This window comes from Algibacter lectus, from assembly GCF_900112395.1.
Taxonomy (GTDB): Bacteria; Bacteroidota; Bacteroidia; order Flavobacteriales; family Flavobacteriaceae; genus Algibacter; species Algibacter lectus.
The window spans coordinates 35,786-51,325 of sequence record NZ_FOLN01000012.1 but is presented as its reverse complement, the minus strand read 5'-3'; the positions used below and the strand labels follow the sequence as shown (position 1 = coordinate 51,325).

13 protein-coding genes and 2 pseudogenes are annotated in these 15,540 nt (G+C 34.3%); 11 read left to right on the top strand and 4 right to left on the bottom strand.

What is annotated here, in order from left to right; genetic code table 11:
* Nucleotides 1-3: 3 nt before the first annotated feature.
* Nucleotides 4-645 (bottom strand): DUF4294 domain-containing protein, encoded by a 642-nt coding sequence (locus tag BM246_RS17035; protein ID WP_042499828.1) that lies wholly within the window; start codon nt 643-645, stop codon nt 4-6.
* A 138-nt stretch (nt 646-783) separates the two neighbouring features.
* On the opposite strand from BM246_RS17035, the gene BM246_RS17030 reads away from it, so the two are divergent.
* The 6 genes from BM246_RS17030 (at nt 784) to BM246_RS17005 (ending at nt 6,877) form a co-directional block, all read left to right on the top strand.
* Complete coding sequence (locus BM246_RS17030; protein ID WP_042499830.1) at nt 784-1,872, top strand: M42 family metallopeptidase; 1,089 nt, start codon at nt 784-786, stop codon at nt 1,870-1,872.
* Between the two features lie 60 nt (nt 1,873-1,932).
* Nucleotides 1,933-2,481: an NUDIX hydrolase gene (locus BM246_RS17025; protein WP_074939629.1), complete on the top strand. Its 549-nt coding sequence runs from the start codon at nt 1,933-1,935 to the stop codon at nt 2,479-2,481.
* 36 nt (nt 2,482-2,517) lie between these two features.
* Complete coding sequence (locus tag BM246_RS17020) at nt 2,518-3,198, top strand: PrsW family intramembrane metalloprotease (protein WP_042499831.1); 681 nt, start codon at nt 2,518-2,520, stop codon at nt 3,196-3,198.
* Between the two features lie 163 nt (nt 3,199-3,361).
* Nucleotides 3,362-3,847, top strand: coding sequence for an acyl-CoA carboxylase biotin carboxyl carrier protein subunit (locus BM246_RS17015; protein WP_074939626.1), 486 nt, complete (start codon nt 3,362-3,364; stop codon nt 3,845-3,847).
* Nucleotides 3,848-3,859: 12 nt separating this feature from the next.
* Nucleotides 3,860-5,302: an acetyl-CoA carboxylase biotin carboxylase subunit gene (gene accC, locus BM246_RS17010; RefSeq protein WP_074939624.1), complete on the top strand. Its 1,443-nt coding sequence runs from the start codon at nt 3,860-3,862 to the stop codon at nt 5,300-5,302.
* Between the two features lie 33 nt (nt 5,303-5,335).
* On the top strand, nt 5,336-6,877 hold the full coding sequence (locus tag BM246_RS17005) for an acyl-CoA carboxylase subunit beta (RefSeq protein ID WP_074939621.1): 1,542 nt from the start codon (nt 5,336-5,338) through the stop codon (nt 6,875-6,877).
* Between the two features lie 2 nt (nt 6,878-6,879).
* On the opposite strand, the gene BM246_RS17000 is transcribed toward BM246_RS17005, so the two are convergent.
* The 3 genes from BM246_RS17000 to BM246_RS16990 form a co-directional block, all read right to left on the bottom strand.
* On the bottom strand, nt 6,880-7,491 hold the full coding sequence (locus BM246_RS17000; protein ID WP_042499837.1) for a DEAD/DEAH box helicase: 612 nt from the start codon (nt 7,489-7,491) through the stop codon (nt 6,880-6,882).
* A 128-nt stretch (nt 7,492-7,619) separates the two neighbouring features.
* Entirely contained in the window at nt 7,620-8,198 is a 579-nt protein-coding gene (locus BM246_RS16995) for a YceI family protein (RefSeq protein ID WP_074939619.1), read from the bottom strand.
* 150 nt (nt 8,199-8,348) lie between these two features.
* Nucleotides 8,349-8,936 carry a Crp/Fnr family transcriptional regulator gene (locus BM246_RS16990; protein ID WP_042499841.1) on the bottom strand — a complete coding sequence of 196 codons (588 nt, stop codon included), beginning with the start codon at nt 8,934-8,936 and terminating at the stop codon, nt 8,349-8,351.
* A gap of 98 nt (nt 8,937-9,034) precedes the next feature.
* Here BM246_RS16990 and BM246_RS16985 point away from each other — a divergent pair, with 98 nt between their 5' ends.
* From BM246_RS16985 to aspS, 5 genes and pseudogenes are all read left to right on the top strand, one after another.
* Nucleotides 9,035-10,240, top strand: coding sequence for a multidrug effflux MFS transporter (locus BM246_RS16985; RefSeq protein WP_074939617.1), 1,206 nt, complete (start codon nt 9,035-9,037; stop codon nt 10,238-10,240).
* A gap of 262 nt (nt 10,241-10,502) precedes the next feature.
* Nucleotides 10,503-10,772 carry an Asp-tRNA(Asn)/Glu-tRNA(Gln) amidotransferase subunit GatC gene (locus tag BM246_RS16980; protein ID WP_042505694.1) on the top strand — a complete coding sequence of 90 codons (270 nt, stop codon included), beginning with the start codon at nt 10,503-10,505 and terminating at the stop codon, nt 10,770-10,772.
* Nucleotides 10,773-10,774: 2 nt separating this feature from the next.
* On the top strand, nt 10,775-12,175 hold the full coding sequence (locus BM246_RS16975) for an amidase family protein (protein WP_074939615.1): 1,401 nt from the start codon (nt 10,775-10,777) through the stop codon (nt 12,173-12,175).
* Nucleotides 12,175-13,545: pseudogene (gene gatB / locus BM246_RS20260) on the top strand (Asp-tRNA(Asn)/Glu-tRNA(Gln) amidotransferase subunit GatB); the annotation flags it as partial. The gene BM246_RS16975 and the pseudogene gatB, both read left to right, overlap by 1 nt.
* 135 nt (nt 13,546-13,680) lie before the next feature.
* Nucleotides 13,681-15,510: pseudogene (gene aspS / locus BM246_RS20255) on the top strand (aspartate--tRNA ligase); the annotation flags it as partial.
* Nucleotides 15,511-15,540: the final 30 nt, after the last annotated feature.

The following is a 15,540-nucleotide window of genomic DNA, read 5'->3' as shown; positions in this document are numbered from 1 at the left end:
AATTTATGGTTTTTCGGGTGTGTTTCGCCACTTTTCTGTTAGGGTATAAAAATCGAACGGAATAGCCGATTTTTGACGCACTAATCGTCCGCTTTGAAAGTTTCGCTGTAGGATATCTTCAATTAAATAATCCTCTTTTTCATTTTCAGGATCGAATTCTCGTTTTAGTGAAATATCGAACATACTTGCCGTGGTATTATACCAAAAGGCACGCCAACCGTTTCGTAATTCTTTCACTAATTCAAACGTAGTAATTCCGGTTTGTCGATGTATTAATTTCACGAGTATTTGCCCTTCAGTACGACTCATTTTCTTTAATTCATCTGAAAATTCACCTTCAATATATTTCTGTATTTTTCTAGTATACTTTTTCTTTTCCCGATTTTTAGTAAGTGTCGCTAAATGCTTAGTTAGTGAATCTAATCGATCTGCAGCCATTTTTGCATACGGGTATACTTTTAACGTTTTTCGGCGCAAAATTAAATACCGAATACGTGCCTCTCTATTCTCAAATTTAAGCCGAGGTAAAATCATTACAGCATCTAAATCTATAGTGGTTCGCGGAATGCTATCGCCTTTTATTATTAAATATTTACCTACAGTAGTATCTTGCTCCACATCGCTAACTTGCGCGATAAGTAACATCGGGAATATGAAGAATATGTATTTAAAAAATGTCGTCAAAATATCACAAGATAATTAGTATGTCAAAATTAATAATTTACTCCCTTTAAAACATTTTTTTTCTATTTATATTATTATTTTAGTGCAAAACTTAATAAAATGGCAAAGAAGAGTATACTGAACGAAAAGTCTATGGACTTTCTTGAAAAATATTTAAATAATGCAGCTCCTACCGGATACGAATGGGAAGGACAGAAAATATGGATGGATTATTTAAAACCGTATGTAGATACTTTTATCACAGACACCTATGGTACTGCGGTTGGGGTAATTAATCCGGATGCAAAATACAAGGTTGTGATTGAAGGTCATGCCGATGAAATTTCGTGGTATGTTAATTATATTTCTGATGACGGACTTATTTACGTGATTAGAAACGGTGGTAGTGATCATCAAATTGCACCAAGTAAAATTGTAAATATCCATACTAAAAATGGTATTGTAAAAGGTGTTTTTGGTTGGCCAGCCATACACACAAGAAATAAAGCGAACGAAGAAGCTCCAAAACCTGACAATATTTTTATCGATTGTGGTTGCAAAACTAAAGAAGAGGTAGAAAAATTAAACATTCATGTTGGTTGTGTAATTACGTATCCGGATGAATTTCATATTTTAAATGGCGATAAATTTGTGTGTCGTGCATTAGATAACCGTATGGGTGGTTTTATGATTGCTGAAGTAGCTCGTTTACTAAAGGAAAATAAAAAAGAATTACCATTTGGACTATACATTACAAATTCTGTACAAGAAGAAATTGGTTTACGTGGTGCCGAAATGATTACCCAAACCATTAAACCAAATGTGGCTATTGTTACCGATGTAACACACGATACAACCACACCAATGATTGAAAAGAAATCTCAAGGTGACTTACAAATTGGTAGCGGACCTGTAATTGCTTATGCTCCTGCAGTACAACAAAAATTACGCGATTTAATTACAGAAACAGCCGAGGCTAAAGGCATTCCTTTTCAACGCTCTGCACTTTCTAGAGCCACAGGAACAGATACCGATGCTTTTGCTTACAGCAATGGAGGCGTAGCTTCTGCTTTAATTTCTTTACCACTTCGATACATGCATACTACTGTAGAAATGGTACATAGAGATGATGTTGAAAACGTTATTAAAATGATTTATGAAACGTTATTAAACATTAAAGATGGAGAAACATTTAGTTATTTCGACTAATTACATTTAAATATAACACAAAAAAGCCTCATTTACATGAGGCTTTTTTAATCTTAGTTTATGGACGAATATATCGATATTGTATCCGAAAATGGTGACCAAACAGGTAAAGTAGCTTTAAAGTCTGAAGCTCATAAAAACGGATGGTTTCACAATACCATTCACCTTTGGTTGTTTACGCGTCAAGGTGAAATTTTGCTCCAGCAGCGCTCTCATAAAAAAGCCATCTACCCGCTACTTTGGGATGTATCGGCTGCTGGCCATATTGATGCCGGCGAATCTATAGAAACCGCTGCCATACGTGAAACTCAAGAAGAATTAGGTTTATTACTTAAACCAACTGATTTAATTAAAATAGGCGTTAATAAACATTTAACAGCTTATGCAGATGGAGCTATCCATGATAATGAATTTCACCATGTTTTTATTGCTGAACTAAAAGTCGACATCACAGAACTTACTGCACAAGAAGAAGAAGTTGAAGCATTAAAACTCGTTTCTTTCAGTCAGTTTAAATTACACTTAGAAAACAGTACCGACAATCATTTTATCCCCTCAAACAAAGCATACTATCAATTTGTACTCGATAAAATAAAAGCACAAATTTAATTTACTTATCGAAAATCTTATTTAAAAAACACCTTAATGGCATTACTACTTTCGGCAATTGCACCTGTTTTTCTAGTTATTATTTACATCTACATAAAAGATAAATACGAGAAAGAACCAAAGCGGCTTATGCTTATCGCTTTTTTATTAGGCGCCGTAATTAGCATTATTATTACCTCGTTAATGTATTACGTTTTCGATTATATTTTACCACTAGACGACCACACGAGTCTACTTCAATTATTTATAAAAGCCTTTTTGGTTGTTGCCTTAACCGAAGAATTCAGCAAATACGTTATTGTGCGCTATTTTGCTCAAACTCAAAAAGCTTTTAACGAACCATTCGATGGTATTGTATATGCTGTAATGGTCTCCATGGGTTTTGCTGCTACCGAAAACATTGTTTATGTTTTTGACAGTGGTTTTGAAACAGCTTTTTTACGTGCCATAACAGCAATTCCTGCGCATGCTACTTTTGGCATTTTAATGGGCTATTTTATGGGAAAAGCTAAATTCTCTAAAAACAAAATAGTTTTAAACTTAACCGGTTTACTACTCGCTGTAATTTTTCATGGTGCTTATGATTTCTTTTTATTCATCGATTTTATTCCAGGAATTTGGATAGGTGCTTTCGTTTCACTTTTTATCGGAATTTTACTTTCTAAAAAAGCAATAAAACAACATCAAGAAAACTCTCATTTTAAAATTGAATTATAACATAATTTTCCTCTAATAAAAGTAAACTCATTCTAAAAAATATAAGTCCGAAAGTGATTTAATTACTTTTTAAACATCTTGATATACTTTTATTGATTCAATAAAGTAAACATAACATTGAATCTTAAAATCCTTATATTTACTACAAACTAATCTGGATTTTATGAGTAAACAGTTTATAACGAAAGTGAACAATAATCAGGTTTTTGAAATTTCGAAAGAAGATACATACCAACTAGATGCTATAAATACTTCCGAAAACAGCAGACACATTCTTCATAATAACAAATCGTATCAAGTTGAAATTTCAGAAAGCAATTTCTTAAATAAAACTTATACTATACAAGTTAATAACAGCACTTATAGAGTTGAAATTTCTGACGATTTAGATAGATTAATAACAGAAATGGGGTTTGAAAACAACGCTTCTAAACACATTAATGAATTAAAAGCGCCAATGCCTGGATTAATTTTAGAGGTTTTTGTTAAAACAAGACAAGAGGTTAAAGAAAACGATCCGCTATTAATATTAGAGGCCATGAAAATGGAAAATATAATTACTTCACCACGAGACGGAATTATCAAATCGATTTCTGCTGTAAAAGGTGATGCCGTAGAAAAAAACTATTTATTAATTGAATTTGAATAATTAATATAAAACATGAAGAAAATATTAATTGCAAATCGAGGAGAAATAGCCATTCGTATAATGAAAACGGCTCAGAAAATGGGTATAAAAACAGTAGCCGTATTTTCTAAAGCAGATCGAAATGCACCACATGTTAAATTTGCAGATGAAGCCGTTTGCATTGGCGAACCACCATCCAACCAATCATATCTACGAGCCGATAAAATTATTGAAGTTGCTAAAAGCCTTAATGCCGATGCCATACATCCTGGCTATGGTTTTTTAAGTGAAAATGCCGCTTTTGCGGAAGCATGCGAGGCTAACAACATTATTTTTATTGGTCCAAAATCGAAAGCCATTAAAATAATGGGGAGTAAATTAGCTGCAAAAGATGCCGTAAAGCATTATAATATCCCAATGGTTCCAGGAATCGACGAAGCCATAACCAATGTTGAAAAAGCGAAAACCATTGCAAAAGAAATTGGTTTTCCTATTTTAATAAAAGCATCGGCAGGTGGTGGCGGAAAAGGCATGCGCGTTGTAGAGCAAGAAGCCGATTTAGAATCGCAGATGAATCGCGCTATAAGCGAAGCCACATCTGCATTTGGAGACGGCTCCGTTTTTATTGAGAAATATATAAGTTCCCCACGACATATAGAAATTCAAATTATGGCGGATAGTCATGGTAATGTGTTGCACTTTTTTGAAAGAGAATGCAGCATACAACGCCGTCATCAAAAGGTTATTGAAGAAGCTCCATCATGTATTTTATCGCCAGAACTTCGTGAAAAAATGGGAGAAGCCGCTATAAAAGTGGCCAAATCTTGTGATTACTTGGGAGCAGGAACTGTTGAGTTTTTATTAGATGAAAATCAAAATTTTTATTTTTTAGAAATGAATACACGTTTGCAAGTGGAACATCCGGTAACGGAACTTATTTCTGGAGTGGATCTAGTTGAACTACAAATAAAAATTGCACGAGGCGAAGCACTTCAAATAAAACAAGACGATTTAAAAATTAAAGGCCACGCATTAGAGTTAAGGATTTATGCCGAAGACCCATTAAATAATTTTCTGCCAAGCGTAGGTAACTTAGAAGTTTACAAACTACCCGAAGGTGATAACATTAGAGTAGACAACGGTTTTGAGCAAGGCATGGATATCCCTATCTATTACGACCCCATGTTGGCAAAATTAATAACCTACGGAAAAACGAGAGAAGAAGCCATTCAGTTAATGATAAAAGCTATTGATAATTATCACGTTGAAGGCGTACAAACCACATTAAATTTTGGAAAGTTTGTTTGTAACCATGAGGCTTTTCAATCTGGAAATTTCGATACGCATTTTGTAAAACAACATTATAATCCGGAAGCTATTAAAGCTGAATCGGAAACTGAAGCCAAAATTGCCGCACTCATTGCCGTTAAACAATATTTAGAAGACCAGAAGATTTTACGATTACCTATTAAGTAGGCAACATTAAAACCTCGGAATAACAAAAAAGCCATGGATTCAAAAGTAGACCAACTCAACAAACGTATTGCCGAAGCTCATTTAGGCGGCGGACAAAAACGCATAGATAAACAACACGCCAAGAAAAAACTAACCGCGAGAGAACGTGTAAATTACATAATGGACCAAGGTTCTTTTGAAGAAACTGGTGCATTGGTAACGCACCGAACCACAGATTTTGGTATGGAAAACCAATTGTATTATGGCGATGGTGTTATTACAGGCTATGGCACTATTAATGGTAGATTGGTATATATTTACGCCCAAGATTTTACTGTTTTTGGTGGTGCCTTATCGGAAACTCATGCTGAAAAGATTTGTAAAATAATGGATTTGGCTGTAAAAGTAGGCGCTCCTATTATCGGTTTAAATGATTCTGGTGGCGCTCGAATTCAAGAAGGTGTACGCTCACTTGGTGGCTATGCCGATATTTTTTACAGAAATGTACAAGCCTCGGGAGTTATTCCTCAAATTTCGGCTATTATGGGGCCTTGTGCTGGTGGAGCAGTCTATTCTCCTGCCATGACGGACTTCACTTTAATGGTAGAAAACACAAGCTACATGTTTGTTACGGGTCCAAATGTTGTAAAAACGGTAACTAATGAAGAAGTAAGTAGTGAAGATTTGGGTGGCGCACAAACCCATGCCTCCAAATCGGGTGTTGCTCATAAAACCTCAGCAAATGACATTGAATGCTTAGATGATTTAAAAACACTTTTAAGTTATTTACCACAAAACAACACCGAAACCGCAAAGCCTTTAGATTATAATTTACAAGATGAAGTTCGAGATGTGCTCGCCACTATTGTTCCTGATAACTCAAATAAACCTTATGACATGCATCAGGTTATTTCGGGAATTATCGACACCGATTCTTTTTACGAAATACATAAAGATTATGCCGAAAATATTATTGTAGGTTTTGCTCGCTTAGGCGGAAAAAGTATTGGTATTGTTGCCAACCAACCGCAATTTCTTGCAGGAGTTTTAGATGTAAACAGTTCTAAAAAAGCAGCAAGATTTACACGTTTTTGCGATTGTTTTAATATACCATTGTTAGTGCTAGTAGATGTGCCTGGTTTTCTACCGGGAACAGACCAAGAATGGAATGGTATTATTGTAAATGGTGCTAAACTGTTATATGCCTTAAGTGAAGCTACAGTGCCACGAGTAACCGTAATTACCAGAAAAGCTTATGGTGGCGCTTACGATGTTATGAATTCTAAACACATTGGAGCCGACTTAAACTTTGCTTGGCCAGGTGCCGAAATTGCTGTTATGGGAGCCAAAGGTGCCAGTGAAATTATATTTAAAAAAGAAATTTCTAATGCCGAGAATCCTTCAGAAAAACTTGCAGAAAAAGAAGCCGAATACGCCGAAAAATTTGCAAATCCATACCGTGCTGCTCAACGTGGTTTTATAGATGAGGTTATTCTTCCTGAAGATACAAGAAGAAAATTAATTAAAGCTTTTGCTATGTTAGAAAATAAAGAAGTTAACGTTCCAAAACGTAAACACGGTAATATTCCGTTGTAACACTACAACATATTTACAATCTCGGCATTATACATAAAGGTATCTTGCCAGCGCGCGTATCTAGCGTCCGGTTTTTCAGCAAATACTAAATATTGACATTTGCCAATACTTTCTGGCGTTCTAGTTACTTCAGCTAAATTATTATTTCTAAATAAAAATTCAGAGTCGTCTACAATACACATTTGTAGTCTATTTAAATTTACTGCATTTAAGTAAAACAATCTATTCAATCGCTTTGGTGTAGCAATTACAATATCGGTACCGTAATAGATTTCATCACGTTGATCGTCAATATTTTTTTCATCGTAAGCACAATAAACACGCAAATCGGTACCACGCTTATAGCTATTAAATTCTAACTCCAAATCTAATGCTGTTTGCTTGTCTTTTACAAAAATAAGGGCTCGTGGCGCATCTTCATGAGCGTTTTTCAGTTTCTGAATAACACTTATAATTATGCTCGATGTTTTCCCTGAACCTTTTGGCGCATAAACATACATGCTCGAACCACCTTTAATTCTGGACAAAATTTTCTTTTGAAGAGGCAATGGCGTTTCAATGCCTTTGGTTTTAAGCGTATCTTTTAATGGCTCAATTAGTTTTTTAAATGACATAAAATGAAGTTTCTTTTAATAGATTTTCAAAGATAGGCTTTTCATTATCTAAAAGAGAAACCTTAAAAACAAAAAAAGACGTTCATTACTGAACGTCTTTCTCTTTTACCTAAAAAATTAGGCTGCTATTAAAACTCTAAATCGGCAACTAAATCGAATTCATCGTAAATAGCCTTATCTTTCAAATCATCAAAAAAGCTTGCAGAACCATACTTTACACCGTATTTCGTTCTATCTACTTTTAAGTTTGCGGTTGCTTTATTTCCATAAATAGAAATTGTAAATTTTACTGAATTTGTTTTTCCTTTAATGGTTAATTTTCCAGTAACATCATACGAGTTTTTACCTGAAGCCTTGACCTCTGTAAATTCTAAAGTTGATGTATTATGAGTATCAACACCAAAGAAATCATCAGATTTTAAATGACCTTCAAGTTTTCCTTTATACTCGCCTTCTAAATCGGTAGATACTAAAGTTGTCATATCTATAGTGATGTTTCCGCCAATTAATTTATCGCCATCAAAATCTAAAGCACCAGACTTAATATCGATAGTACCTTCGTGAGAACCTGTAACTTTATAACCTTTCCAAACCACTTTACTACTTTCTGTTTTAATCTCTTTTTTATCCTTTTCAATAGTTGTAAAAGAAAATGTAAAAAGCGCTACAAAAGCAACAAGTGCTATATTTTTCATTGAATTTTTCATTGTGATATAAATTTATTTATCTGTTTATATATTATACCACAAAGGTGCGACGCTTTTAAAAACTATACATTGAAGTAGATTATTAAATGATGTTAATCTAGTTTAACATTTACTTTTACTCTGAAGTTATATTTTTTTTAAGATGAAGAATTATTGGCTTTTTTGAGCCAGCTGACTTTTAATTTTACTAAGAAACTCTTTAGTAATACCAAGGTATGATGCTACTAAATATTGCGGAATACGTTTTTCGATTTTTGGATATTCTTTTTTAAAGATTATATAACGTTCTTTAGCAGTAAGACTAAAACTGCGCACAATTCGCTTTTGCGAAGCTGTATATGCACGCTCCACTATTTGTCTAAAAAACCGTTCTAGTTTAGGTATTTCGGTATATAATATTTCCGAATTATCGTAAAGAAACATAACAACTTCTGTATTCTCTAAACATAGCACATTATAATCGGCAGGTGTTTGCGAAATAAAACTCCCCATATCGGAAGTCCACCAATTTTCTATTGCAAAAGATAACACATGCTCCTGACCTTCTCTATCTAAATAAAAGGTTTTGGTACAACCCGAAATAACAAAACAAACATGTTTACACACATCGCCTTGCTGTATAATATATTGCCCTTTTAAATATTTTCTACAAACCACTTTAGACTTTAAAAACGCTTCTTCTTTAGGCGTTAAATCTACGTGGTTTTCTATATAATCTAAAAGCGGTTTTATATTCATTTATATGTAATTATTCGAATCAAATTTAGTGATAATATTATAACGTTAATAAATGTTAATTGAATACCTGTAGATTTATAATATTTTACCTTTGCCCGATGGAAAAAATCAAAAAAGTAAAGTTTGAATTCGTGGCTTTAATGGCATCCTTAATGTCTATTGTTGCCTTAACGATCGATGCGCTTTTGCCAGCTTTACCCGAAATTGGAGCCTCGCTAGGCGCTACAAGCTCAAGCCAGAATCAGCTTTTGATCACCATGATTTTTTTAGGCATCGGTTTTGGCCAACTTATTTTTGGACCTATTTCAGATAGTTTTGGTCGTAAACCCATTGTTTACGTTGGGTTTATTGTTTTTATTATTGCCAGTATTATTTGTGTAACAACAGAAAGTTACGAAATGATGCTTTTTGGACGTATTCTACAAGGTATTGGCTTGTCTTCACCAAGAAGTTTAAGTACCTCTATGGTGCGTGATGAATTTAGTGGCGATTACATGGCTAAAATTTTATCTTTTGTAGTTATGTTTTTCATTTTAGTCCCGGTTATAGCTCCTATGTTTGGTCAATTTTTAATGAACCTTTTTAATTGGCAAGCTATATTTTACTTCAACCTAATTTTTGGTTTAATCATCATGATTTGGTTTTGGCTGAGACAACCCGAAACTTTACCAAAAGAAAAACGTATAAAATTCTCTTCGCATCTATTTGTAAATGGAGCTAAAGAGTTTTTTAAATATAAAGAATCTGTAGCATTTACTCTAGTTTCAGGTTTTATTACCGGCTCGTTTATGGTATATTTAAGTACCTCGCAACAAATTTTTCAAGAGCAATATGATTTAGCTGAAATGTTTCCATATATTTTTGCCAGTCTTGCGATCTCTATTGGTTTTGCCACATTTTTAAATAGCCAACTTGTTGAGCGATTTGGCATGATGAAAATTGCATATTACTCTACTCTAGCTTATGCTTTTATTTCGGTATTATATGTGGTTTTATTTTCATCTGGACAAAACCCAAGTATTTATACTCTTATCTCATTTTTAGCTTTACAGTTTTTTGCTGTTGGTTTTTTATTTGGAAATTTACGAGCATTAGCCATGCAACCTATCGGGCATATTGCAGGAATTGGAGCTGCAATAAATGGTTTTTTATCAACTGTTTTAGCGGTACCTATTGCACATTATATTGGCACTTTTGTAAAAACATCGGTTTTACCACTGTTTATTGGATTTTCACTTTTTGGTATTTTATCTATTCTTGTTTTTGTTGTTTTGAAAAGAAAAACACGTTTAGCAGCAGCATAAAACGCATCTTTTTTAGATCATAAAACCACATAAACTATAGGGTTTAACATTTCCACCAAAAGGTTAATACTTTCATATTTTTAAATAATACCATTTTTGAATATAAATTTATCATCAATTTCGGGAATAACCTGCATTTTCATAGGGCATTTCATCAATAAAATAGCATTCTAACTTTACATTGCATAAGCTTCCGCACCAATAAAAACTTTCGTAATTTTGCTAGCTTATAAGTTTCACTTAGTAATATAAAAATTAAGACATGAGTAAAATTATGACCGTCGACATTCTGTCGAGTATTAAAGGTGCACAACCCTCCGAGGCTGTCAACAAATTATTTGATGTGATTAAAAATGCACAGCCAACAAATAATAATACCTTTAATAATAATCATAATAATTCTGTCTCAATAAACGATTTAAGAGACGATGTTGTTATTGAAAGTTCTGTAATTGAAAAACAGATCATCATCGAAAACTTTCCGAAGGAAAAAAACGGATATTTAGTAGTCTCTAAAGTGATAGAAGAATAAATATGGATTCTCAAATACTCAAAATCCATCAGCAATTGGTGGATAAAGAAATAACTTGCACAGCATTAGTGCAAGACAAATTAGCCCAATTAAAACAAAATACGCACAACACGGTTAACGCCATGTTAGATACTATGGCGCTAGATTTAGCAGCCAAAGTAGATGCTAAAATTGCCAACGGCGAAACTATTGGTTTGCTAGAAGGCATTCCTTTTGGTATTAAAGATGTTTACATGGTTCAGGGCACGCTAACAACGGCGAGTTCTAACCTGTTAAAAAACTACAAAGCTGCATATACGGCAACGGCCATTCAAAATTTATTGAATGCAGGAGCTATTCCTTTGGTAAAAGAAAATTGCGATAGTTTTGGTCATGGTTCATCTTCAGAAAACACCATTTTTGGCGCGGTAAAAAACGCTATAAACCCCGATTTAGTTGGTGGTGGTTCTAGTGGTGGTTCTGCAGTAAATGTTGCAAAAAATTACACCGTTTTTTCTATTGGTGGAGATACAGGAGGTTCGGTTCGCCAACCTGCTGGCTACAATAATGTTTATGGTTTAAAACCAAGTTACGGTCGTATTTCTCGTTATGGTTTAATGGCTTATGCATCGTCTACAGACTGCGTTGGACCTATTGCACAATCTATCGAAGATATTCGTATTGTACTAAACGTAATGAGTGGCAAAGATATTAAAGATCAAACCTCTTACGCTTCCGCGGAAATATCTCAGGCGCAACTTTTAAATTCCGAAGGTATCAAAACCGTTGGATACTTTAAAAACTTTATTGAAAGCCCAGCGATTGATCCCAAAGTAAAAGCTGATTTTTTACAAGCTATCGAAAAAATTAAAGCAAAAGGTATTGAAGTTAAAGCATTAGACTTCTTTGAATCTGAAACTTTAGTATCTACATATTATACTTTGGCTATGGCCGAAACCGCTTCAAACCTATCGCGTTTAGACGGTACAAATTACGGTAACAGAATTGAAGGTGATAATCTAAAAGAAACCTATTCGGTAACACGTTCGGAGAATTTTTCCGAAGAAACAAAACGCCGTATCGTTGGTGGAAATCAAGTATTATCTCAAGGATTTTCCGATGAAATTTATTTGAAAGGTTTAGCACTTCGCGATACCATTTCGGCTAATTTCGAAGATGATTTTAAAGATGTAGATATCATACTTTCACCGGTAACACCAAATACGCCTCCAAAAATTGGCGACAGTTTAAAAGATCCGCACGCCATGTATTTATCCGATGCTTATACCGTTGGTTTCAGCTTAGGGCAATTACCCACTTTAACTGTTCCACAAGGTACAGCAACTGGTTTACAAATTACGGCAGCAAAACATAATGACGAACTCGTTTTGAAGTTTGCTAACTTCTTAAAAGATACGATATAATGGAATTAGAGCAATTAAACGAGCTACTTAAAAAGCACGAATTAGAGTTAGTAATCGGTCTGGAAACACACGTACGATTAAACACAAAATCAAAATTATTCTGTTCTTGTCCAAACGAAGAAATAGACACACCTAACCAAAACATTTGTTCGGTTTGTACTGGCCAAATGGGTGTTTTACCATCGATTAATAAAGCAGCTATTACAAAGGCTATTTACTTTGGTAAAGCGGTGAAATCTACGTTTGAAAACGAAGTGATTTCTTGGGATAGAAAACATTACGAATACCCAGACAACCCGAAAAACATACAAATTACACAGTTTCATAATCCTGTTATTCCTGACGGACAAGTATCTTGTTTCAGAAATGATGGATCGCAATTTACGGTGAATTTAACGCAAGTTCACATTGAGGAAGATGCTGCGAAATTGATGCATGAGAAAAAAATATCTCTAGTTGATTTCAACAAAGCAGGTGTTCCACTTATTGAAATTGTTACAGAACCTTGTATTCGCCATATTGAAGATGCTTCAACCTATGCGCAATACATTCAGCGTATTGTTCAAAACTTAAAAATATCTGAAGCTAACCTTGAAAAAGGAGAGTTTAAATCGGATGTTTCTGTATCGCTTCGTAAAAAACAGAGCTACGAACTAAACCCGAGAACTGAGATTAAAAACTTAAACTCGTTTAAGTTTATGATTGATGCTTTGAAGGAAGAAGTAGAAAAGCAACTTAATTATTACATCGAGAATAAAGCTTTTAGACCAGACCAAACTACGGTGCTTTGGGATGCCGATTTAAAGCAAACTAAAACCATGCGAAAAAAGGAATTTGAGGCCGATTACCGTTTTATTTCGGAGCCAGATTTACCTTTTGTAAGCATTAAAGACGTTGTAGAATCTATTGATGTTGATTTAAGCACACTCCCTTTTGCTGTAGAATCTATTTTAATAAAGGGTGGTGTTTTACCACAGGATGCTAAGTTTTTTACAGCCGATTCATTACGTTCGGAAACCTTTGTTGCGATTAATAATGAATTGAAAGATCCATCATTCGTTGCAAAAACGTTAACCAATAATATTAAAGCAGAAGACTATACAAGCATTGAAAATATTGCTGACTTTATAGAAATTTTTAGCTTATTTAAAAACGAAAATGTAACGCCTGTTTTAGCTCAAAACGCTATTAAGTCGTTGTTAGAAGATTCAAAATTCGATTACAAAACGTATTTTGAAGCCAATACTATTTCCGAAGAAAAAATAGAGAATGCCATTGCTAAAGTCATTTCTGAAAATGAAGCTGTTGCCAATGATATTAAATCTGGAAACCAAGGAAAAGCAGGTATTTTAGTAGGAAAGGTAATTGCTATAATTGGTAAAGGTGCTTCAGGAAAAGTAATTCGTGAAGGGATTTTAAAACAAGTTCAAACTTCTGGAGCTAATATTGAAGCCGTTGCCACTAGTCAACAACCAGATACGAACAAAGTTCAAACTGTAAAACAAAAAGAAGAGGAAGTTCTACCAGAAATTCCTTTGATTATAAAAGACGAATATAGAACGCATTTAATCTCAGATGTATCTGAAGATAACATTGCAGAAACGGTTACTTTTTCTGGATGGGTTTCTTCTGTACGAGATCATGGTGAATTAATGTTTATTGATTTACGCGATTCGAGTACTCAAATTTTCCAAGTCCGTTTAAGCCGAGAATCTTTCGCCAATTTAGACGAGCTTGTAAAACTTAAGCCAGAATCTGTTATTACCGTGACTGGTACTATTGTTCAACGTAAAGAAGACGACTATAATGCGGCTTTAAAAACAGGAACTATAGAATTAGAAGCAACCGATTTAGATATCTTGAACCTCTCTAAAACGCTTCCTTTTGAAATTAAACGCGCTACAAAAACAAATGAAAATGTTCGTTTTCAATATAAATATTTAGATCACAGAAATGATGATGTACGTCGTGTAATCGTGAATCGCCATAAGGTGATTAAAATGATGCGTGATATTTTAGACGATCAAGAATTCCTTGAAATTGAAACCCCTATTTTAAGCGCTGGTACCGATGAAGGCGCTCGTGAGTTTATTGTACCAACTCGTAAACAAGCTGGCGCATTTTACACGTTACCACAAGCCCCACAACAGTTTAAACAAATGTTGATGGTTAGTGGTTATGAGAAATATTTCCAAATTGCACGTTGTTTTAGAGATGAAGATTCTCGTGGTGATCGCCAACCAGAATTTACACAGCTCGATATAGAAATGGCTTACGCGAGTATGCAACAAATTATCGATTTAAACACGAAAATGTTTAACGCGATTGTGAAGAAAATTTATGGAAAAAAATGGGTTTTACATCCGTTTGAAGTAATTACATATAAGGAAGCCATGGATTTTTACGGTTGCGACCGTCCAGATTTACGTTTCGGATTAAAATTACAAGATATTACAGAAATTGTAAAAGACACTAGTTTCCAAGTATTTAGCAAACCTATTGATGAAGGTGGTATTGTAAAATGTATAAAAGTTTCTGCCGAAGAACAAGGCAAAAAACGTTTATCTAAAGGACAAATTGAAAAACTTACCGGCATTGCACAACAACATGGTTTAGGCGGTTTAGCATATATTATTGTAAATGAAAATGATTTACAATCGCCAATTATCAAGTTTTTAGGTGAAGATATTGCTGCTGGAATTATAAAAACTACCAACGCTAAAGTTGGTGATATTGTGTTTTTCTCGGCTGCCGATTATGAAACAGCTAACAAAGCTTTGGATGCGGTGCGCCAAGAGTTAGGAAGCATGTTACGTTTGATTAACCCTAAAGAATTACGACCTGCTTGGGTGGTAGATTTTCCGATGTTTGAAAAAACAGATGAAGGCCGTTGGACGTTTACGCACAACCCGTTCTCAATGCCTGCAATATATGATATTGAGAAGCATATGAATGGTAACGAAGATGAAATTGGAAGCATTATTGCACAGCAATATGATTTAATTCTGAATGGTTACGAAATTGGAGGAGGCTCTGTTCGTGCACACAAACCAGAAATTTTAGAAGCCACATACAAGAATATGGGTTACAACAAGGAAGAAATGCTTAAAAGCGTTGGTACTATGTATAAAGCCTTCCATTATGGAGCACCACCACACGGCGGAATTGCTTGGGGTGTAGACCGATTAATGATGATTTTAGAGAAAAAAGCATCTATTAGAGAGGTTATGGCATTTCCAAAAACAGGAACTAGTGAAGATTTACTTTTTGGAGCACCTTCATTATTATCTGATAGAAAAATAGAAGAAATGAATGTTAAAGTGATGCGCAAGTAGCACTTTTAAATTTCATTTAAAATAAAACTA